Genomic DNA, 20,542 nt, shown 5'->3' on the forward strand with positions numbered 1-20,542 from the left:
ATTCTAGGTTTCCCCAGTTTCAGTCTTCTGACACTGGAAAACGCGGGCCTTTGACACGGTTTCTCCCAGGTACAGTGATCGAGGACCCCCCGAGCCGGTTTCAGCCGGTTACGGGATGAAGCACGCTAAACCCTCGTTAGGAGACCTCTTTCATGTCGACGGAAACGGCGCTGTATTTCGCGCTTGCCTGCGGCGTTGCCGCAGTGCTTTATGGCTTCATCCAGCGCAGCTGGATCTTGAGCCAGGACGCGGGCAATGCCCGCATGCAGGAGATTGCCTCTGCCATCCAGCAAGGTGCTGCCGCCTATCTGGGCCGGCAGTACCGCACCATCTCCATCGTGGGCGTGGTGCTGGCCATCGCCATCGCCGTGGTGCCCGGCCTCGGCATGATGACGGCCATTGGCTTCGTCGTCGGCGCAGTGCTCTCGGGCATCTGCGGCTTCATCGGCATGAACATCTCGGTGCGCGCCAATGTGCGCACCGCGCAGGCGGCCACCAAGGGCATCGGCCCGGCGCTGGACGTCGCCTTCAAGGGCGGTGCCATCACCGGCATGCTGGTGGTGGGCCTGGGCCTACTGGGTGTGGGCGGCTTCTACCTCGCCATCGGTGGCGGGCATGACAGCGGCGCCTTGAAGCCCATGCTCGGCCTGGCCTTCGGGTCCTCGCTGATCTCCATCTTTGCGCGCCTCGGCGGCGGCATCTTCACCAAGGGCGCCGACGTGGGCGCTGACCTGGTGGGCAAGGTCGAAGCCGGCATCCCCGAAGACGACCCCCGCAACCCCGCCGTGATCGCCGACAACGTGGGCGACAACGTCGGTGACTGCGCCGGCATGGCCGCCGACCTGTTCGAGACCTACGCCGTCACGCTGATCGCCGCCATGGCGCTGGGCGCCCTGATGATCACCGGCCCGGCCGCGCTGGCGGGCGTCGTCTACCCGCTGGTGCTGGGTGGCGTATCCATCATCGCGTCCATCATCGGCTGCTACTTCGTCAAGGCCAGCCCGGGCATGAAGAACGTGATGCCCGCGCTCTACAAGGGTCTGATCGTGGCTGGCGTGCTCAGCCTGATCGCCTTCTTCTTTGTCACCAAGGCCATGTTCCCTGGTGACATCGACCTCGCCGCTGGCGGCAAGACCACCTCGATGGCGCTCTTTGGCGCCTGCGTGATTGGCCTGCTGCTCACCGCCGCCATGGTCTGGATCACCGAGTACTACACCGGCACCCAGTACGGCCCCGTGCAGCACGTGGCCCAGGCCTCCACCACCGGCCACGGCACCAACATCATTGCCGGCCTCGGCGTGTCGATGAAGTCCACCGCCTGGCCGGTGCTCTTCGTCTGCGCGGCCATCTACTCGGCCTACGGCCTGGCTGGTCTCTACGGCATCGCCGTCGCTGCCACCTCCATGCTCAGCATGGCCGGCATCGTTGTGGCACTCGACGCCTACGGCCCCATCACCGACAACGCCGGTGGCATTGCCGAGATGTCCGACCTGCCTGACAGCGTGCGCGACATCACCGACCCGCTCGACGCCGTGGGCAACACCACCAAGGCCGTCACCAAGGGCTATGCCATCGGCTCCGCCGGCCTCGCGGCCCTGGTGCTGTTTGCCGACTACACCCACGCCCTCGAAGCGCGCGGTGCCCACCTGTCCTTTGATCTGTCTGACCACAAGGTCATCCTCGGCCTCTTCATCGGCGGCCTGATCCCCTACCTCTTCGCTGCCATGGCCATGGAAGCCGTGGGCCGCGCTGCGGGCTCGGTCGTCGTCGAAGTGCGCCGCCAGTTCAAGGAGATCAAGGGCATCATGGAAGGCACGGCCAAGCCCGAGTACGGCAAGGCTGTGGACATGCTGACCACCGCCGCGATCAAGGAAATGATCGTCCCCTCGCTGCTGCCCGTGGCTGCCCCCATCCTGGTGGGCCTGATCCTCGGCCCGGCCGCGCTGGGCGGCCTGCTGATGGGCACCATCGTCACCGGCCTCTTTGTCGGCATCTCGATGTGCACCGGCGGCGGCGCCTGGGACAACGCCAAGAAGCTGATCGAAGAAGGCTTCAAGGACGCCAACGGCGTGACCCACAACAAGGGCTCTGAGGCGCACAAGGCCGCCGTCACCGGCGACACCGTGGGCGACCCCTACAAGGACACCGCCGGCCCCGCCGTGAACCCGCTGATCAAGATCATCAACATCGTGGCGCTCTTGATCGTGCCCCTGCTGCCCCTGCCGACCACGGCCGTGCCCGCGCCCGACTCCGGCGCCATCACCGCGCCGGCCGCTGTGGTAGCCCCGGCCGCCAGCGCAGAGGTCGCGGCCCCCGCCGCTTCGGCCGCCTCGGCGCCCTGACCACCGGCAAGACCGCACAAAGCCTGACGGCTTTTACGCAATCAGCCCGCCTCGGCGGGCTGTTTTTATTTGAAGGCCCGCCAGCCTCGCCCGCACAATCGCAGCACCATGTCGAGCCCGGCTGACCGCAGCTCTATCAGCCCCCTCCAGCGCCCTTTGACGCGGCTGGAGCTGCAGCGCCGTCGCCAGCAGTTGCAAGAGCTGCTCGACTATCTGGACACCCTGGAGCAGGAGCACGGCGCCCTCCACCACCGCGCCAGCGCCTTTGCCGCGCGCTACGACGCGCAGCTGGCCAGCCTGTACGCCGAACTCGACGCCGTTGAAGGCGAACTGCACGCCGCCACCCGCGTGCTGGCCGAAGCCCTGCAGCGCCATGGCGTGCAGCTCCAGCCCCTGCAGCCGCCACCGCCCTCGCCCCGCGTCACCGCCGGCCCCGCCTTGATGCAGTTGCCCGAGCGCCCAGCCCTGCCCCAGGAGCCCGCAGCCGACACCGTCGAGCTGCCGCCGCCCACGCTCAAGACCCTGTACCGCCGCGCCGCCATGCGCCTGCACCCCGACCTCGCGCCCACCGACGCCGAGCGCACGGCCCGCGAGCAACAGATGATGGACGTGAACGAGGCCTACGCGAGCGAGAACCGCGCGCGGCTGGAAGCCTTGCTGCTGGCGGCGGGCGAATCACCCGAACGCGTGCTGGGGGGCACCGCCCCCGCGCTCAAGCACTGGCTGTCGCAGTGCGAGCAAATGGTCCAGGCCCGCACCCGCGTGGTCCAGGCCCAGCTGGCCTGGCTGCGCACCCAGGCGCTCACGCGCATGTGCGTGGCCGTGGAGCGCGCCGAGCTGACCGGCCTGCGCCCCCTGGACATCATGGCAGCCCGGCTGCGCACCCAGATCCAGGAACGCCGCCAGGAGCTCTACATCGGCCAACGCCTGCAGGCCGACGACCGGCTGGCGGTCGACTTCCTGCGGACGCGGTATTCGAGGATGACGGGGTATGGGTTGAGGTAGGGCGAGGCCCGGGCAGGCCTTCAGGGCACCTGCCGCTGGCTCAGGGCTGGTCGCCGTTGCTCACTTCCGGGTCAGAACTGGGGTACAGCGTCTCGACTTTGCCGGGATCCGAGAAGATCAACACCACCCCCTTGGTCACCTCGGTCCCCTTGGGAAACTGAACGGTAACCGTGCCATTGCTTGCGGCGGCAAAGTTGCCATCGGTCATCACCGGAGCATGGCCCAGGGTCTTGTAGGTGGCGCCGAGCAGCACCAAGTCCGAGCCATCTCCCTGGACGAAATCGCAATAGCCCTGGCTGATGGAGACGCTGAGCGGCAGCGTTGCCGGCTGCTTGCACTCCGGATCGGTGAAGTAGCTGCAACTGGCCATCACGCCATTGGTGGCCACACTGGCCTGGACGTAGTAGGTCGTCACGTAGTCGGTCATGCTTACTCTCCTCGCGGGTTGTCGGGGCTGTGGACCCTATCACCGCGTTTGAGTGCACAGCACACCGCACTTCGAGCTAGCCAGCCAACTGCGGGCATCTTCCACACTCGGCGTCAAATGCTTGGCAGCTTCGCAACGCTGCAGTTCGCGCCAGTAGGCGGTGATGACGTAGTCCACGCGTACTGCCGCCTGCAAGCGTTGAGTGTCTTCCAAGGCCAGTTCGCAGGTGCTCTGGAGCTTCGCCGGCTCTGCATAACTGAGCAAATCCAAATCAATCCGTGCCAGGCTGCGCGCCGACGTCATCTGGCCCGGATTCGCATCCAGCTCCTGGTTGAGGCGCAAGCGCAAGCTACGCAAGTCCTCCATGGCTCGTTCGCGCGCGGCACCTTGAGCCAGGCGGACTTTCAGCCGCGCCGCGCGAATGTGGTCGTGCACGCGTCGCGCAGATGCGCTTGCCTCAAACGCGGCGAGGTCGTGAACCAGCCGTTCCAGCTCTTTCAACAGCGCTGGCGCATCAAGTGGACTAACCTCCAACGCCATATGCCGCGCCTGTAGCAGCGTGATCTGCCAGCTTCGGTTGCTGACGTCGGACTCAATCAGTCCACGCAGCATGGTGGTGGCGCGCTCGACCTCCTGCCTGGCATCGACAACCAAGCCCGCCTCAAGCAAAGCCTCGGCGAGCCAGTTACGGGAGATGGCTTCGTTGTACCGCGCACTGGCCGTCGGTGGCTTGCCCATCGAGGCTCTGCTCAACTCCGCAATGGACTGCTGCCAAGCTTCAATGGCTTCATTTAGGTGTCCGCCATAGAGCTGGCTTTGACCCAACCAGCTCAACGAGCTGGCTAGATCGGTCCCGAGTGACGCCTGTTGTTCCGCCCCCATACCCGCCATAGCACGTCGCTTCATGGCCACAGACGCTTTGAATGACTCCACCGCCTCGGGCAAGCGCCCTTGCCTGAGTGCCAAGCTACCCAGTGCACTCCGGGCAGAGGAAACCTCGACCACCGCCTGCGCATCATCAGGCCGCAGCGAAAGCAGGCGCTCCGCCGACGCCAGGTAGCGTTTCCAGTTCTGGCCAACGGGCTCCATCTTGCGTGCCACATAAGCCGCTTGCCCCGCCCAGAAGTGCGCGGCGCCCTGCGCCTTGTACCAATCCACCACCATGTCGGGTGACGGTGCATCGCCTTCCAGCAGGGCCTGGGCGGGCCGCAGCGCGTCGAGCGCGGCATCGAGTTCGCGGCGCGTCACGCGCACCTCCCCAATCACCGTCAAGGCCTTGGCCCGGTTCAGCCTTTCACTGGCATGCGTCGGCGCCTCGGCCGTGAGGTGCTTGAGCGCGCGGCCGCCGATGCTGTCGAGCAGGTCGAGCTTGCCGATGGGGCGGAGCTTGTCGGCAAAGTCGCCGAGCATGTAGGCCAACAGGTCGTCGGACTGTTGGCGGCGCTCCTCGGCCTGGTGCTCGGCGCGTTCGGCGCGGTGGGCTTCGAGGACGCTGAAGATGGTGAGGCTGACCAGGGCGAGCAGGGCCACACTGGTGGCAGCCACGGCGGCGCGGTGGCGGCGCACGAAGCGGCTGGCCACGTACCAGCGGCTGTCGGGGCGGGCGCTGATGGGCTCGTGGGCGAGCCAGTGCTGCAGGTCGTCGGCCAGGGCCTGGGCGTTGGGGTAGCGCTCGGTGGGCGCCTTCTTGAGGGCCTTGGCGAGGATGGTGTCGAGGTCGCCGCGCAGGCGCTTGGCCTCAGCACGCAGCGGGCCTTCCGGGTGCTGGGCGGCGGCTTCGGAGAGGCGCTTGGGTGTCAGCTCGACCAGGGCCTTGAGGCGGTCAAGCTGCTTTTGCGTGGCGTCGGCCGTGGGGTGGCGGCCGCCGAGCAGCACGTAGAGCAGCACACCCAGCGCGTAGACGTCGGTGGCGGTGGTCACTTCCAGCAGCTGCACCTGTTCGGGGGCGGCGTACTGGGGCGTGAAGGCGCTGCCGACGCGCTGGGTCAGCTCCGTCATGCGCGTGGCGTCGGGGTTGCCGGCGTCGTCCAGCAGCTTGGCGATACCGAAGTCGAGCAGCTTCACCTGCCCGTCGGCATTGACGAGGATGTTGGTGGGCTTGAGGTCGCGGTGCAGGATAAGGCGCGAGTGCGCATGCGCCACGGCCGAGAGCACGTCGAGGAAGAGCCGCACCCGGGCCTCAACACCGAGCTGGTGCTGCTCGCAATAGCGGTCGATGGGCTGGCCATCGACGTACTCCAGCACCAGGTAGGGCTGCTGGCCCTCGAAGACGCCGGCATCCAGCAGCCGCGCAATATGCGGGTGCGAGAGCCGGGCGAGGATCTGGCCCTCACGCGCGAAGCGGCTGCCGGCGTGGTCGCCGCCGAGCGTCCCGAAGCGCGCCCCGGCGCCGAAGAGCGCGGTCTTGAGGAACTTGACGGCCACCTGGCCTTCAAAGCGCCCGTCGGCCCGGCGGGCCAGCCAGACGGCACCCATGCCGCCCTGGCCCAGCTCGCGCTCCAGCACATAAGGGCCGAGGGCCTGGCCGGCGAGGTCGGGGCCGGCGGCATCAAGCTCCTGCATGGCGCCTTGCAAGGCCTCGGCGGCTGGCTGGGCCAAAAAGCCCTCGGCCTGCAGGGAGGCGTCCTGGGCCAGCATCTGGGTCAGGTCCTGGGCCAAGGCCGGGTCGGCGGCGCGCAGCTCGGCCAGGCGGGCAAGGCGGGCAGTGGGCTCCAGGTCGAGCAGCTCGTCCAGCAAGGGGCTTAGCTGCAACCAGCGCGCGCGGCCGAGGGTGTCGAGCGTCATCGTGCGATCAAGCCCTGATCAGCGTTTGAGCGCGCCGGCCAGGAAGATCCGGGCCTTTTGCCAGTCGCGCTGGACGGTGCGCTCGGTCACGCCCAGGGCGGCGGCGATCTCGGGCTCGGCGAGGCCGGCGAAGTAGCGCATCTCCACCACCTGGGCGAGGCGGGGCTCCAGCTGGGCAAGCTCGTCCAGCGCCTCGTGAACGTGGAGGATGTCGTCGTCCTGGCCGGGGATGGACTCGGCGATGTTGGTATTGAGGGTGAGCACGTCCTGCCCGCCGCCGCGCCGTTCGGCCTGGCGGGCGCGCACCAGGTCGATGACGACGGCGCGCATGGCGCTGGCGGCGTAGGCAAAGAAGCGCCCCCTGTCGGGGAAGACCTTGCCCTCGGCCCCCGACACCCGGATCCAGGCCTCGTGCACCAGGGCGGTGGTGTTGAGCAGGGTGTGGTCGCCCGAGCGGCGCATGTGGCTGCGGGCCAGGCGGCGCAGGTCGGCATAGAGGGCCGCCAGCAGGGCGTCGGACGCAGCCCGGTCGCCGCCATTGGCGGCCTGCAGCAGCTGGGTGATGTCAGACATGCAACGAAGGTCCCTCAAAAAAACTTTGGGCCGTCATGTCGGGATCGGCGCGGCGCTTCCGTTTTGGATAGATGGAAGCCCTTCATTGTCCGGCGCCGGGAGGACGACATCAGTCGTGGCGATGGGAGATGCCGGGTTTCCACCCCAATTTTTCGCAGGCCCACCACACCCATGAGCTTCGAACCCACCCCTTCCTCGTCTGCGGCCACGCTCCCGCCCGCAGCTGCCCACGGCTTGGATGTGCCCGACTCGGGCTTCACGCCACTGGCGTGGGTGGAGTCGCCGGGTGACCTGGGGCTGCGCGTCTCGCGCCTGCTCGGCCGCAGCCGCCGCCAGGGCGACCGGGTCTCGGTGCTGTGGCTGCGCCTGGAAATGGGCGAGGCTGGCACGCCGCCGGTGACGCCAGCGCTGCGCGCCTACCTGATGCGCACCTTCGGGGCGCGGCTGTTCCGCAGCGTGCGCAGCACCGACGAGGTGGTCCAGATCGGCACCCATGAATACGCGCTGCTGCTGACGGCCAACAAGGCCGAGTCCGCCGTGGTGGAGAAGCGCCTGCGCCACCAGTGGCTGGAGCGTGACCCGCTGGAGGGGTCGGGCGTACGCGGCCGGGTGTCCCTCGGCGCCGCGTCCTTCCCGGAAGACGGGCGCAGCGGCGTGGAGCTGGCCCTGGCCGCCAAGGCTGGCCTGCAGCCGCTGACGGGCACACTTTAAAAAACCCGCTGCCCTGCCACCCAAACGCCGAAGCCTCCCTACATCGCTCTCGGCGGGCAAGGTGGCGGGCCTATGGCTGGCTGGGGGGTCGGCTAGACCTCCAGCCACTCCTTGCGCACCCGGCTGTCGGCGCGCAGCTCGGCGGGCGAGCCTTCAAACACGATGCGGCCGTGGCCCATCACGTAGCAGCGCTCCGAGATGTCGAGCGCGATGGCGAGCTTTTGCTCGATGAGCAGCACGGCCAGGCCACGCTCGCGCAGCGCCTTCAGGTAGTCGGCCACCAGCTCGACGATCTTGGGCGCCAGGCCCTCGGTGGGCTCGTCGATGAGGATGAGGTCAGGGTCGCCCATCAGGGTGCGGCACAGGGTGAGCATCTGCTGCTCGCCGCCCGAGAGCACGCCGGCCTCGGTGTGCTGGCGCTCCAGCAGGCGGGGGAAGAGGCGGTACATGTCCTCAAAGCTCCAGCGGCCGGGGCCACGGCGGCCGGGCTTCTGGCCGAGCATCAGGTTCTGGTGCACGGTGAGCTTGGGGAAGATGTCGCGGTTCTCAGGCACGTAGCCGAGCCCCAGGCGGGCGATCTCATAGGGCTTGCGGCCAGCCAGGTCGGTGTCGCCCCAGCGCAGGCCGCCCTGCACGTCCACCAGGCCCATGATGGCCTTGGCGGTGGTGGAACGGCCCGAGCCATTGCGCCCCAGCAGAGCCACGATCTCGCCGGGCCGCACGACCATGTCCACGCCGTGCAGCACATGGCTCTTGCCGTAGAAGGCGTGCAGGCCTTTGAGCTGAAGTTCACGCGTCATGTCTGCCCCTCGTCCGCCCGCAGGTCGGCCGATCCCCCGGGGGGATGTCGGTCTGGCTTGGGGCGGCCCTGCGCTCGTCCCGACTCATGTCTGGCCCCCATGCTGCGCCAGCACCGAGCCGAGGTAGGCCTCCTGCACCCGCGCATCGGCGCGCACGGCCTCGGGGGTGTCAAAGGCGATGACCTCGCCGTAGACGAGCACGGCAATCTTGTCGGCCAGGCCGAACACCACGCCCATATCGTGCTCGACGGTGAGCAGGGTGCGGCCCTCGGTAACGGTGCGGATCAGGTGCATGAAGCGGCGCGTCTCACTCTGGCTCATGCCGGCGGTGGGCTCGTCCAGCAGCACCACGTTGGCACCGCCGGCGATGGTGATGCCGATCTCCAGCGCGCGGGCCTCGGCATAGGTGAGGTTGACGGCCAGCACGTCGCGCCGCTTGTCGAGCTTGATCAGCTCCATGATCTCGTCGGCGCGGTCGTTGGCGTCGTCGAGGTCGGCCAGGAACTTCCAGAACGCGTAGCGGTGCCCCAGGCTCCAGAGCACCGCGCAGCGCAGGTTCTCGAACACCGAGAGATGGGTGAAGAGGTTGGAGACCTGGAAGCTGCGCGAGAGCCCGAGCCGATTGATGGCATAGGGCTTGGCGCCGTCGATGCGGCGGCCGTTCAGCAGGATCTCGCCACTGGTGGGCGCAAAGCGCCCGCTGATGAGGTTGAAGAGCGTGGACTTGCCGGCGCCATTGGGGCCAATGATGGCCACGCGCTCGCCCGGCTGCACGGCCAGGCTGGCGCCGCGGATGATGGCCGTCTTGCCAAAGGCCTTGTGCAGTTGGCGCAGTTCGAGTGCGGGGGTGGGGGCGGGCGTGCTCACAGCGCGGCCTCCCTGCGTTTGATTTCTTTGTCGATCTCTTCCTGAGCTTCGTCCCAGTCCGCTTTGAAGCGGCGGCGGGAGATCTCGAAAGCACCCACGCCAACGCCCAGCAGCATCGCGGCGCCCAGCCACACGTCCACCGAGCTGGTGTCGAGCACCGCGCCCATGAAGCGCAACTCATTGCCCATCGCCGCGTCGAGCTGGCGGTGGTAGAGCATCTCGATCATGCAGGCCACGCCCACCAGGGCCGTGGCGAGGCTGCCGGCCAGGGCCAGGTAGCCGGCCCAGAAGGCGCGCAGCTTGCCAAACGCGGCCACACGCAGATTCATCATCAGCAGGCTGGCCACGCCGCCGGGGGCGTACATCACCATCACCAAAAAGATCAGCCCCAGGTAGAGCAGCCAGGCGCGCGTCAGCTCGGACAGGATGCCGAGGCCCACCACCATCAACACCGCACCGATGACGGGCCCGAAGAAGAAGGTGGCCCCGCCCAGGAAGGTGAACAGCAGGAAGGCGCCTGAGCGCGTGGCGCTCACGACCTCGGCGGTGACGATCTCGGTATTGAGCGCCCACAGCCCGCCCGACACGCCGGCAAAGAAGCCCGAAATCATGAAGGCCAGGTAGCGCACCCACTGGGTGTCGTAGCCGATGAACTCGACCCGCTCGGGGTTGTCGCGCACGGCATTGAGCATGCGGCCAAGCGGCGTGCGTGTCAGTGCAAACAGCGCCGCCGTGCAGACAAAGCAGTAGACGGCGATCAGGTAGTAAAGCTGGATCTGCGGGCCGAAGCTGATGCCCAGCACCGGCGCGCCGATCACCCGGTTGGACGAGATGCCGCCCTCGCCGCCAAAGAACTCGGGCAGCATCAGCGACATCGACCACATCAGCTCACCCAGGCCCAGCGTGATCATGGCAAAGGGCACGCCCGACTTCTTGGTGGACACAAAGCCCAGCAGCGCTGCGCTGGCCAGGCCCGCCACGCCGCCCACCAGCGGCACCAGGCTGACAGGCAGGCCCAGCTGCCCGGCACCGACCTGGTTAAGCGTGTGGATGGCGAGGTAGGCCCCCATGCCGCTGTACACCGCGTGCCCAAAGCTCAGCATGCCGCCCTGCCCCAGCAGCACGTTGTAGGCCAGGCAGGCAATGATGCCGATGCCGACCTGGCTGAGCAGGGTCTGGCCCAGGCCGCTGCTCCAGACCCGCGGGGCCACGAACAGCAGCAGTGCGTACAGGCCCCACAGCAGCCAGCGGGCGCCGTTGTAGGGTTTGAAGCGGTAATAGCTACGCGGAGTCGTCATTCGTCGCGCGTGCCGAGCAGGCCCCGGGGCCGGAAGATCAGGATCAGCACCATCAGCAGATAGGGCAGGATGGGCGCCACCTGCGCCAGGCTCAGGCGCAGCAGCGGGTAGCCCAGGGTCTCGGGCGTGATGCGCCAGCCCCAGCTGGTGAACAGCGTGGCCAGCGAACCATCGACCGTGAGCGGCAGGGTCTGCAGCAAGCCGATGAGCAGCGAGCCCACAAAGGCCCCGGCCAGCGAGCCCACGCCGCCCACCACGACGACCACAAAGATGATGCTGCCGACGATGACGGCCATATTGGGCTCGGTCACGAAGGTGATGCCGCCGATGACCCCCGCCAGCGCCGCCAGCGCACAGCCAGCGCCGAAGACCAGCATCATCACGCGCGGCACGTTGTGCCCGAGGGCCTCGACCATCTCGGCATGCGTGAGCGCCGCCTGGATGACCAGCCCCACCCGTGTGCGCGTGAGCAGCAGCCACAGCGCCAGCAGCATCAGCAAGGCCACGGCCATCATGAAGGCCCGCGTGAGCGGGAAGGTCGAGCAGGCCACCGCCGCCGCACACACCTCGGCCGGCGCTTTGCCCAGCACCAGGCTCATGCCCTGCCCCGCTGTGGACACCACGGTAAAGGCCGAGCCCTGCAAACCTGCCGGCGGCGAGAACGGCACCGCCGTGCGCCCCCACACCAACTGCACCACCTCCAGCACCACATAGGACAGGCCGAAGGTGATCAAGAGCTCGGCCACATTGCCGAACTTGTGCACCCGCCGCAGCACCAGCCGCTCAAAGCCCGCACCAGCGGCCCCCACGATCAGCGGCGCCAGCAGCAAAGCCGGCCAAAAGCCCACCACGCCCGTCACCGCATAGGCCACGTAGGCGCCCAGCATGTAGAAGCTGGCATGAGCAAAGTTGAGCACGCCCATCATGCTGAAGATGAGCGTCAGGCCCGAGCTCAGCATGAAGAGCAACAGGCCTGAGGAGAGGCCGTTGAGGAGGTTGATGAAGAGTTGGTCCACGTCGTCGAGCGTGCGCGCTCTGTCTTCTTTGGCTTCCCGGGCCGAGCGCCGGGCCGCCCCAAGCCGGCCCACTTGGACGCGCCTGCGGCTCAAGGCCGCAGACGTGTCCGTCCCCTCGGGGGACCGATCAGGCTCGCGCGCGTTCAGCGCCGCGACCTGAGCGAGGGGCCAACACTACGGTCTCTTCATTTGGCAAGAAGTGGGCGTGCTCGCGACATACGCCGGGTACTCCTTCACCGGCACCAGCGTCATGCCCGTGTTCTCAGGGCTGTACGGGTACTTGGCATCGGCCTTCTGCCAGACCGACACGTAGAGCGGCTGCTGAAGCTGGTGGTCGGTCTTGCGCATCTGCACTTCGCCGTTGAAGCTCTTGGCCGTCAGGCCCTCCAGCGCGGCGGCCACCTTGACGGGGTCGGTGGACTTGGCCTTGGCCATGGCGGTGGTGAGCGTGGCGTAGATGTGGATGATGGCGCCGGTGTAGAAGTCGTCCTTGAACTTGGCGCGGTAGGCGTCCATGTCCTTCTGCATCTCGCCGCCCATGTTGTAGTGGTTGTAGGCCACCTGGAAGACGCGGCCGGCACCGGTCTGGCCCAGTGCCGTGGGCGTGCCCGAGACGCCGGTGTAGTAGGTGAAGAACTTGGCGTTGAGGCCGGCCTCATTGGCGGCCTTGATGAGCAAGGTGAGGTCAGAGCCCCAGTTGCCGGTGATCACCGAGTCGGCGCCGCTGGCCTTGATCTTGGCGACGTAGGGCGCGAAGTCGCGCACCTGGGCCAGGGGGTGGAGGTCTTCACCCACGAACTGGATGTCGGGGCGGCGGCGGCCCAGGATTTCTTTGGCGTACTTGGCGACCTGGTGGCCGTGCGCGTAGTTCTGGTTCAGCAGGAAGACCTTCTTCACGTCGGGCAGGCCCTGGATGTAGGAGCCCAGGGCTTCCATCTTCATCGAGGTGTCGGCATCAAAGCGGAAGTGCCAGTAGTTGCACTTGCTGTTGGTGAGGTCGGGGTCCACCGCCGAATAGTTGAGGTAGACGATCTCCTTGCCCGGGTTGCGCTCGTTGTGCTTGGCCACGGCGTCGGACAGCGCCAGCGCCACGCTGGAGCCATTGCCCTGCATCACGTAGCGGATGCCTTGGTCGGCGGCGGCCTTGAGGTGGTTGAGCGTCTCGGCGGGGCTGAGCTTGTTGTCAAAGGTGACGATCTCGAACTTCACGCCGGCCGGGTTGCTCTTGTTGAACTTGTCGGCATAGAACTGGAAGCTCTTGACCTGGTTCTGGCCGATGGGGCCCATCAGGCCCGAGAGCGCGTCGATGTAGGCGAGCTTGACGGTTTGGCCCTTCTGCGCGTGCGCAGCAGCCATTGAAAGCGCCAGCGATGCGGCAAGGGCCAGGCGGCCGAGGGTGCGGGGGGTGGCAATCATGGCTTGTCTCCTTGATGTGCGGGATGGGTCCCGGGGCGCGAACGGCCACGGTAGCCCAGCAAGCTTTCTGAAGGGCTGGGGGTTTCCCTGCGCGAATCTGTCACGCAGGGGACTGAGCGAGAACGTGGTCCTTGAGCTGATCGCGCAGCTTGAGCTTCTGGATCTTGCCGGTGGCGGTGTGCGGCAGCTCGGCCACGAAGACCACGTCGTCGGGGATCTGCCACTTGGCGATGCGGCCCTCGTAGAAGGCGAGCAGCTCCTCGCGGGTGACCGCAGCGTCGGGCTTCTTGACCACCACGAGCAGCGGCCGCTCGTCCCACTTGGGGTGCTTGGCGGCGATGACGGCGGCCTCATGCACGGCCGGGTGGGCCATGGCGATGTTTTCGAGGTCGATGGAGCTGATCCACTCGCCGCCGGACTTGATCACGTCCTTGCTGCGGTCGGTGATCTGCATGAAGCCATGGGCATCGATGGTGGCCACGTCCCCCGTGGGGAACCAACCCGGCTCACCGTCGACGCTGACCAGGGGCGAGGCGGGCATGCCGTAGTAGCGGTCGATCACCCAGCCGCCCCGCACGACGAGGTTGCCGGCGCTCTGCCCGTCCCAGGGCAAGGCGTGACCGTCGTCGTCGATGATGGTCATGTCGATGCCGTAGATGACGTGGCCCTGCTTCTCCAGCAGCTTGCGCTGCTCGTCGGGCGGCAGCTTGAGCTGCTGGGTGCCGAGCTTGGAGAGCGTCCCCAGCGGCGAGAGCTCGGTCATGCCCCAGGCATGGATGACCTCGACGCCGAAGTCCTGCTGCAAGGTCGTCATCATGGCCGGCGGGCAGGCAGAGCCGCCGATCACGGTGCGCTTGAAGCTGCTGAACTTGAGCCCCTGCGACTTGACATAGGTGATGAGGCCCAGCCACACCGTGGGCACGCCGGCGCTGAAGGTGACGCCTTCGCTCTCGAACAGCTCGTAGAGGCTCTTGCCGTCGAGGTGTGGGCCGGGCAGCACCAGCTTGGCACCCACCAGCGCGCAGGAGTAAGGCAGGCCCCAGGCGTTGACGTGGAACATCGGCACCACGGGCAGGATGGTGTCGCGGGCCGAGCAGTTCATCGCATCGGGCAGGGCCGAGGCATAGGCGTGCAGCAGCGTGGAGCGGTGGCTGTAAACGGCGCCTTTGGGGTTGCCGGTGGTGCCCGAGGTGTAGCAAATGCTGGAGGCCGTGTTCTCGTCCAACTGTGGCCAGCTGTAGGCGCCGTCTTCAGCGTCCACCAACTCGTCGAAGCACAGCAGATTGGGCAGGCTGGTGCTGGCCGGCATGTGCGAGCGACCCACCATCAGCACGAAGTGCCGCACGCTCGTCAGCTGCGGCGCGAGCTTCTCGACCAAGGGCAGGAAGTTCAGGTCAAAGCACAGCACCGCGTCCTGCGCGTCGTTGGCGATCCAGGCGATCTGCTCGGGGAAGAGGCGCGGGTTGATGGTGTGGCAGACGAGCCCTGAGCCCGAGCTGCCGTAATAGATCTCCAGGTGGCGGTAGCCGTTCCAGGCCAGCGTGGCGATGCGGTCGCCGGGCGCGCAGCCCAGCCGGGCCAAGGCCTGCGCGAGCTGGCGCGAACGCCGCGCCACGGCGGCCCAGGTCGAGCGGTGGACATCGCCCTCGACCCGTTTGCTGACGATCTCCACATTCGGGAAGTGCCGCGCCGCGTGCTGCAGCAGCGACGAGATCAGCAGCGGCTGCTGCATCATCTGACCCATCAACGACATGGTGTGCTCCTCGGCAAGGGGGGTCGGCGAGTCTACCCACGCGGACCAGGGCCAAAGTCAAGTTCCTACACTGGCGCGATGACCCCGATTGACGCCGGCCCAAGCGCCCCCTGGCCCAACCGTTTTGCCACGCTGGGCCCGCGCTTCTACACAGCGCTCTCACCCACCGGCCTGCCCGACCCCCACTGGGTGGCCACCAGCCCGAGTACCGCCGCCCTGCTCGGTTGGCCGGCCGACTGGGCCGAGCGCCCGGACTGGCAGGCCCTGCAGGTGCTGGCCGGCAACGCCGCCTGGCCGGGCATGCAGCCGCTGGCCAGCGTCTACAGCGGCCACCAGTTCGGTGTCTGGGCCGGGCAGCTGGGGGATGGGCGCGCCCACCTGCTGGGCGAGGTGGCCACGCCGACGGGGTCGATGGAGATCCAGATCAAAGGCGCCGGGCTCACACCCTACTCGCGCATGGGCGACGGCCGTGCGGTGCTGCGCTCATCGATCCGGGAGTTCCTGTGCTCGGAGGCCATGGCGGCGCTGGGCATCCCGACGACGCGGGCGCTGTGCGTCATCGGGTCGGCCCTGCCGGTGCGGCGCGAGCGCATCGAGACCGGCGCAGTGGTCACGCGGGTGGCGCCGTCCTTCCTGCGCTTTGGGCACTTCGAGCACTTCGCCCACCACGGCGAGCACGAGCAGCTGCGCGAGCTGCTGGACCACACGCTGCATGAGCACGCGCCGCACTGCCTGCAGGCCCCCGAGCCCGCCGTGGCCCTGCTGCAGCAGGTGGCCGAGCAGACGGCCGAGCTGATGGCGCGCTGGCAGGCCGTGGGCTTTTGCCATGGGGTGATGAACACCGACAACATGAGCCTGCTGGGCCTCACGCTGGACTACGGGCCCTTCGGCTTCCTGGACGGTTTCGACCCCGGCCACATCTGCAACCACAGCGACGAGCGCGGCCGCTACGCCTATGCGCGCCAGCCTTCGGTCGCGTTCTGGAACCTGCATGCGCTGGCCCAGGCCCTGGTGCCGCTGCTGGACGGTGACCGGGAGGCCGCCGGAGAGCGGCTGCTGGACGCCGTCGAGGCCTTCAAGCCCGCGTTCAAGGGCGCCATGCTGCGGCAGATGGGCGCCAAGCTCGGCATCAGCCATGCAGAGGACGGCGACCAGGCCTTGATCGACGAGCTGCTGCAGCTGATGGCCGCCGCGCGGGCCGACTTCACACGCGGCTTCCGCAGCCTGGCCCGGGGCGACGGCGAGATCCGCGACCACGTGCTGGACCGCGAAGCCTTTGACGCCTGGCACGCGCGCTGGCAGGCCCGCATCACCCGCGAGCCCGAGCCGCAGGCCCTGATGCTGCGCAGCAACCCTGCCGTGGTGCTGCGCAACCACCTGGCCGAGACAGCCATCCGTGCGGCCGAGGGCGGTGACTTCAGCGAAGTGCAGCGTTTGCTGAAAGTTTTGAGCACGCCCTTCGACGAACCCGAGCGAGCCTCGGATGCCGCCCTGCCCCCGGACTGGGCGCAGCATCTCGAAGTCTCGTGTTCATCCTGAGGACCCCAACATGCCCTACCCCGTGCAAAAGACCGACGCCGAGTGGCGCGAGCAGCTCGACCCGACGCAGTACCAAGTGACGCGCCACGCCGCGACCGAGCGCGCCTTCACCGGCAAGTACTGGGACCACTGGCAAGACGGCAAGTACAACTGCGTGTGCTGCGGCACCACGCTCTTCGAGGCCGAGACCAAGTTCGACGCCGGCTGCGGCTGGCCCAGCTACTCGGCCGCGGCTGACGCCGAGGTGGTCGAGCGCGTGGTCGATCGCAGCCACGGCATGGTGCGTGTCGAGGTGCGCTGCAAGCGCTGCGGCGCCCACCTGGGTCACGTTTTCCCGGATGGCCCAGCCCCCACGGGCGAGCGTTTCTGCATCAATTCGGCGGCGATAGACTTTGCGCCCCGCTGACCCACCAGGTACGCCGCCTTGAAGCTGCTGCTCGACTTTCTGCCGTTGATCTTTTTCTTCGGCACCTACAAGTACGCCGAGACCCATGCGGCGTGGGCGGCTGCCTTCGCCACTGAGCACTTCGGCTTCCTGGTCTCGGGCGGCAAGGTGGGGGTGGACGAAGGCCCGGTGATGCTGGCGACGCTGGTGGTGATTGCTGCCACGCTGCTGCAGGTGCTGGTCGTCAAGCTGCAAGGCCGCAAGGTGGACCTGATGCTCTGGGTCAGCCTGGTGCTCGTCGTCACGCTCGGCGGCGCCACGGTCTGGTTCCACAGCAAGACCTTCATCATGTGGAAGCCCACCGGCCTCTACTGGGGCATGGCCCTGGTGTTCTGGGGCTCGGCCACCTTCTTCGGCAAGAACCTGATCCAAAGCATGCTGGGCGCCGAGCTGGAGCTGCCGCCCAAGGTCTGGAGCCAGCTCAACCGCGCCTGGGTGCTGTTCTTTGGCGCCATGGGGGTGCTGAATCTCTACGTGGCTTACAACTTCAGCGAGTCCACCTGGGTCAGCTTCAAGGCCTGGGGCGCCACCGGGCTGCTGCTGGTGTTCACCCTGGCCCAGGGCATGTACCTGAGCCGCCACCTGCCGCCGCAGGACTCCAAGACCGAAGAGGCCGAGAAGGCATGACCCTTGGCACGGTGATCGAAACGCGGCTGCGCGCAGAATTCGCTCCGCTCGAACTGACCGTCCGCGACGACAGCGCCGATCACGCCGGGCATGCCGGCGCCCGCGAGGGTGGTCACTTTCACGTGACTGTCGTGAGCAGCCGCTTTACCGGGCTGCAACGGGTCGCCCGACATCGCCTCGTCTATCATTGCCTTTCCGACCTGATGCAGCGGGGGATCCACGCCTTGAGCCTGGACACCCGAACCCCCGACGAGCACTGATCTCTCCGCGCCTTTGCTGCGCATTCCGTTCGTCAGACACCCCTCTACCGACATGAAGAAGCTTGTGCTTGCTGCGGCCGTCGCCGCCCTGCTCCCCGTGGCTGCCATCGCGCAGAACATCACCACCGTCAATGGCAAGCCCGTGCCCAAGGCGCGCCTTGAGGCCCTGATGTCCCAGGTCACCAAGAACGGCCAGCCCCGCACGCCGGAGCTGGAGGCCAAGGTCAAGGACGAAGTCGTCCGCCGCGAGATCGTCATGCAGGAAGCCGAGCGTGCCGGCATCCCGCAGTCGGCCGACTACAAGACCCAGATGGAACTGGCCCGCCAGGCCATCCTGGAGCGCGGCCTGCTGGAGCAAGTGCGCGCCAAGAACCCCGTGACCGACGAACTCGCCAAGGCCGAGTACGACAAGTTCAAGGCTGCCAACAGCGGCCAGGAATACCGCGCCCGCCACATCCTCGTTGAGACCGAAGACCAAGCCAAGGACCTGATCAAGCAGATCAAGGCCGGCGGCAGCTTCGAAGAGCTGGCCAAGAAGAACTCCAAGGACACCGGCTCCGCAGCCAATGGCGGTGACCTCGACTTCGCCAACCCCAAGAACTTCGTCCCCGAGTTCAGCCAGGCCATGGTCGCCCTGCAAAAGGGCCAAATGACCGAAGAGCCGGTGAAGAGCCAGTTCGGCTATCACATCATCAAGCTCGAAGACACGCGCGAGTCCACCTTCCCGGCCTTTGACGACGTGAAGGCCCAGGTCAAGCAGCGCCTGGAGCAGCAGAAGATGCAGGACTACATGGTCGACCTGATCAAGCGTGCCAAGACGGACTATCAGTTCAGCCAGTGATCCTCGGACACTGACACCACTGCAAGACCCGCCCTGGCGGGTCTTGTTGTTTCTGGGTTCCAATTCAGCACGCCATCCGCGAACACCATGTCCGACGACCTCAGCACCCGACTCGTCCACGCCACCGGCCCCGAGCCCCAGTTCGGCGGCGTGCACGCGCCCATCCACCCCTCCGTGCAGTACGCCTATGGTGACGTGCAGGACCTCATCGCCGTCTTCCAGGGCAAGGCCAAGGGCGCCTTCAACTACGCCCGCCAGGGAACGCCCACCACGGCCGCGCTGGAGGGCCTGGTGACCGAGCTGGAAGGCGGCATCGGCACCGTCAGCTTTGCCACCGGCATGGCGGCGCTGTCGGCCATCTTCCTCACACTGCTCAAGGCCGGCGACCACCTCATCACCAGCAGCCGCGTGTTCGGCAACACCAACAGCTTCTTCGGCACGCTGCAGGACCTGGGCGTGGCCGTGACCAAGGTGGATGCGGGCAACGTGGCCGCCGTCGAGGCGGCGCTGCGGCCCGAGACGCGCATGGTCTTCGTCGAGACCATCGCCAACCCCAGCACCCGCATCCCCGACCTGGCCGGCATCGGCGCGCTGTGCCAGGCGCGCGGCTTGCTCTATGTGGTGGACAACACCGTCACCTCACCGGCGCTGCTGCAGCCCAAGCGCTTTGGCGCGGGCCTGGTGATGAACTCGCTGACCAAAACCCTCTCGGGCCACGGCGAGGCCTTGGGCGGTGCGGTGACCGACACCGGCTGCTTCGACTGGTCGGGCTACCCCAACATCTTCAGCGGCTACCGCAGCGGCGACCCGCGCGGCTGGGGCCTGCAGCAGATCCGCAAGAAGGGCCTGCGCGACATGGGCGGCACGCTGTCCAGCGAGGCAGCGCACCGCATCCTCGTCGGCGCCGAGACCCTGCCCCTACGCCTGGCGCGCAGCAGCGACACAGCCCTGGCACTGGCCCGCCATCTTGAGAAGCACCCGGCCATTGCCGCCGTCCACTACCCGATGCTGGAAAGCCACCCCGAGCACGCCCGCGCGCGCGACTGGTTCGGCGGTTGCGGCTCCTGGATGATGGCCTTCGAGCTGCGCGACCCCGAGCAACTGGTGCCCGTCATCAACCGCCTGCGCCTGCCTTTGAAGGCCACGGGCTTGGCCGACACGCGCACGCTGATCATCCCGGTGGCGCCGACCATCTTCTGGGAGATGGGGCGTGCTGGGCGTGAGGCGATGGGGATTGCCGAGGGGCTGGTGCGGCTGTCTGTGGGGCTGGAAAGTGCGAGCGATTTGATCGCCGATTTCGATCAAGCATTGGGTTGAAGCAAGGCGGCGTGCGGGGCCGGGGTGGGGTTCAGGGGGCTTGCCCTTCGGGTGCCCTGCGCTGCGCGAACTTGGGCCGCGCCGCAAAACTCCCTGCGTTCGCTGCGCTCACTCCGGTCAAACAGTTGCGGCGAGTCAGTTGTTGAAGCGCGCGAGTACGCGCGCCGGCCCAAGTCCTGTGCTGCTCGGCTTCGCCCAAAGTCCCCCCACCCCGACCCCACCCACCGCCTTGCCGGCACGACTGGGTTTGCTCGACCGCGACACCAGGCCGCTTGCAACGGGGTGTCGGGGCTGCGTGCGGCGCAACTTCTGAAACGTCGAGGAGCGCAAGGCATTTGGCCCGCGCGCGTACTCGCGCGCTTCAACAACTGACTTGCCGCACCTTGTTTGAGCGGAACGAACGCAGTGAGTGAAGCGAGTTGTGCGGCGGGCCAAATGCCTGAGCACCGCAGAGCAGCCGCAGCGCAGCGAAGGCCGTTTCAGCGGCGCGCCGTACGCAGCCCCGGCGACCCGTTGTCGCA

General features: G+C 67.5%; 18 protein-coding genes. 9 read left to right on the forward strand and 9 right to left on the reverse strand.

What is annotated here, in order from left to right:
* Positions 1 to 152 precede the first annotated feature (152 nt).
* The gene (locus ABDJ85_RS15520; protein WP_347705691.1) at positions 153 to 2,342 is read left to right on the forward strand and encodes a sodium-translocating pyrophosphatase; all 2,190 of its coding nucleotides are present in this window, start codon (positions 153 to 155) and stop codon (positions 2,340 to 2,342) included.
* 108 nt (positions 2,343 to 2,450) lie between these two features.
* Positions 2,451 to 3,347: a J domain-containing protein gene (locus ABDJ85_RS15525; RefSeq protein ID WP_347705692.1), complete on the forward strand. Its 897-nt coding sequence runs from the start codon at positions 2,451 to 2,453 to the stop codon at positions 3,345 to 3,347.
* Positions 3,348 to 3,387: 40 nt separating this feature from the next.
* On the opposite strand, the gene ABDJ85_RS15530 is transcribed toward ABDJ85_RS15525, so the two are convergent.
* From ABDJ85_RS15530 to ABDJ85_RS15540, 3 genes are read right to left on the reverse strand one after another with little or no spacing between them, the layout of a single operon-like run.
* Positions 3,388 to 3,774: a hypothetical protein gene (locus tag ABDJ85_RS15530; RefSeq protein ID WP_347705693.1), complete on the reverse strand. Its 387-nt coding sequence runs from the start codon at positions 3,772 to 3,774 to the stop codon at positions 3,388 to 3,390.
* Positions 3,775 to 3,813: 39 nt separating this feature from the next.
* Positions 3,814 to 6,558 (reverse strand): protein kinase domain-containing protein, encoded by a 2,745-nt coding sequence (locus tag ABDJ85_RS15535; RefSeq protein ID WP_347705694.1) that lies wholly within the window; start codon positions 6,556 to 6,558, stop codon positions 3,814 to 3,816.
* 18 nt (positions 6,559 to 6,576) lie between these two features.
* On the reverse strand, positions 6,577 to 7,131 hold the full coding sequence (locus ABDJ85_RS15540; protein ID WP_347705695.1) for an ECF-type sigma factor: 555 nt from the start codon (positions 7,129 to 7,131) through the stop codon (positions 6,577 to 6,579).
* Between the two features lie 171 nt (positions 7,132 to 7,302).
* Here ABDJ85_RS15540 and ABDJ85_RS15545 point away from each other — a divergent pair, with 171 nt between their 5' ends.
* Positions 7,303 to 7,842, forward strand: coding sequence for a GGDEF domain-containing protein (locus ABDJ85_RS15545; protein ID WP_347705696.1), 540 nt, complete (start codon positions 7,303 to 7,305; stop codon positions 7,840 to 7,842).
* 92 nt (positions 7,843 to 7,934) lie between these two features.
* On the opposite strand, the gene ABDJ85_RS15550 is transcribed toward ABDJ85_RS15545, so the two are convergent.
* From ABDJ85_RS15550 to ABDJ85_RS15575, 6 genes are all read right to left on the reverse strand, one after another.
* The gene (locus ABDJ85_RS15550) at positions 7,935 to 8,642 is read right to left on the reverse strand and encodes an ABC transporter ATP-binding protein (RefSeq protein ID WP_347705697.1); all 708 of its coding nucleotides are present in this window, start codon (positions 8,640 to 8,642) and stop codon (positions 7,935 to 7,937) included.
* Between the two features lie 84 nt (positions 8,643 to 8,726).
* Positions 8,727 to 9,509, reverse strand: a complete 783-nt coding sequence (locus ABDJ85_RS15555) for an ABC transporter ATP-binding protein (protein ID WP_347705698.1) — start codon at positions 9,507 to 9,509, stop codon at positions 8,727 to 8,729.
* Positions 9,506 to 10,807 carry a branched-chain amino acid ABC transporter permease gene (locus ABDJ85_RS15560; protein WP_347705699.1) on the reverse strand — a complete coding sequence of 434 codons (1,302 nt, stop codon included), beginning with the start codon at positions 10,805 to 10,807 and terminating at the stop codon, positions 9,506 to 9,508. Before ABDJ85_RS15560 ends, ABDJ85_RS15555 begins: the two co-directional genes overlap by 4 nt.
* A complete protein-coding gene (locus tag ABDJ85_RS15565; protein WP_430765559.1) occupies positions 10,804 to 11,766 on the reverse strand; it encodes a branched-chain amino acid ABC transporter permease in 963 nt (320 codons plus the stop codon). Before ABDJ85_RS15565 ends, ABDJ85_RS15560 begins: the two co-directional genes overlap by 4 nt.
* Positions 11,767 to 11,997: 231 nt before the next feature.
* Positions 11,998 to 13,239: a branched-chain amino acid ABC transporter substrate-binding protein gene (locus tag ABDJ85_RS15570; protein ID WP_347705701.1), complete on the reverse strand. Its 1,242-nt coding sequence runs from the start codon at positions 13,237 to 13,239 to the stop codon at positions 11,998 to 12,000.
* A 100-nt stretch (positions 13,240 to 13,339) separates the two neighbouring features.
* On the reverse strand, positions 13,340 to 14,992 hold the full coding sequence (locus tag ABDJ85_RS15575) for a 3-(methylthio)propionyl-CoA ligase (protein ID WP_347705702.1): 1,653 nt from the start codon (positions 14,990 to 14,992) through the stop codon (positions 13,340 to 13,342).
* Between the two features lie 78 nt (positions 14,993 to 15,070).
* Here ABDJ85_RS15575 and ABDJ85_RS15580 point away from each other — a divergent pair, with 78 nt between their 5' ends.
* The 6 genes from ABDJ85_RS15580 to ABDJ85_RS15605 all read left to right on the forward strand — a co-directional run bounded on the left by ABDJ85_RS15580 (position 15,071) and on the right by ABDJ85_RS15605 (position 20,021).
* The gene (locus ABDJ85_RS15580) at positions 15,071 to 16,531 is read left to right on the forward strand and encodes a protein adenylyltransferase SelO (protein ID WP_347705703.1); all 1,461 of its coding nucleotides are present in this window, start codon (positions 15,071 to 15,073) and stop codon (positions 16,529 to 16,531) included.
* Between the two features lie 10 nt (positions 16,532 to 16,541).
* Positions 16,542 to 16,937 (forward strand): peptide-methionine (R)-S-oxide reductase MsrB, encoded by a 396-nt coding sequence (msrB, locus tag ABDJ85_RS15585; RefSeq protein ID WP_347705704.1) that lies wholly within the window; start codon positions 16,542 to 16,544, stop codon positions 16,935 to 16,937.
* 18 nt (positions 16,938 to 16,955) lie between these two features.
* Positions 16,956 to 17,603 (forward strand): septation protein A, encoded by a 648-nt coding sequence (locus tag ABDJ85_RS15590; RefSeq protein WP_347705705.1) that lies wholly within the window; start codon positions 16,956 to 16,958, stop codon positions 17,601 to 17,603.
* Positions 17,600 to 17,863 carry a BolA family protein gene (locus ABDJ85_RS15595; protein ID WP_347705706.1) on the forward strand — a complete coding sequence of 88 codons (264 nt, stop codon included), beginning with the start codon at positions 17,600 to 17,602 and terminating at the stop codon, positions 17,861 to 17,863. The genes ABDJ85_RS15590 and ABDJ85_RS15595 overlap by 4 nt, the downstream gene beginning before the upstream one ends.
* A 52-nt stretch (positions 17,864 to 17,915) precedes the next feature.
* Entirely contained in the window at positions 17,916 to 18,704 is a 789-nt protein-coding gene (locus ABDJ85_RS15600; protein ID WP_347705707.1) for a peptidylprolyl isomerase, read from the forward strand.
* A gap of 87 nt (positions 18,705 to 18,791) precedes the next feature.
* Positions 18,792 to 20,021, forward strand: coding sequence for a cystathionine gamma-synthase family protein (locus tag ABDJ85_RS15605; protein WP_347705708.1), 1,230 nt, complete (start codon positions 18,792 to 18,794; stop codon positions 20,019 to 20,021).
* Positions 20,022 to 20,542: the final 521 nt, after the last annotated feature.

This window comes from Roseateles paludis, assembly GCF_039872745.1.
Taxonomy (GTDB): domain Bacteria; phylum Pseudomonadota; class Gammaproteobacteria; order Burkholderiales; family Burkholderiaceae_C; genus Pelomonas; species Pelomonas paludis.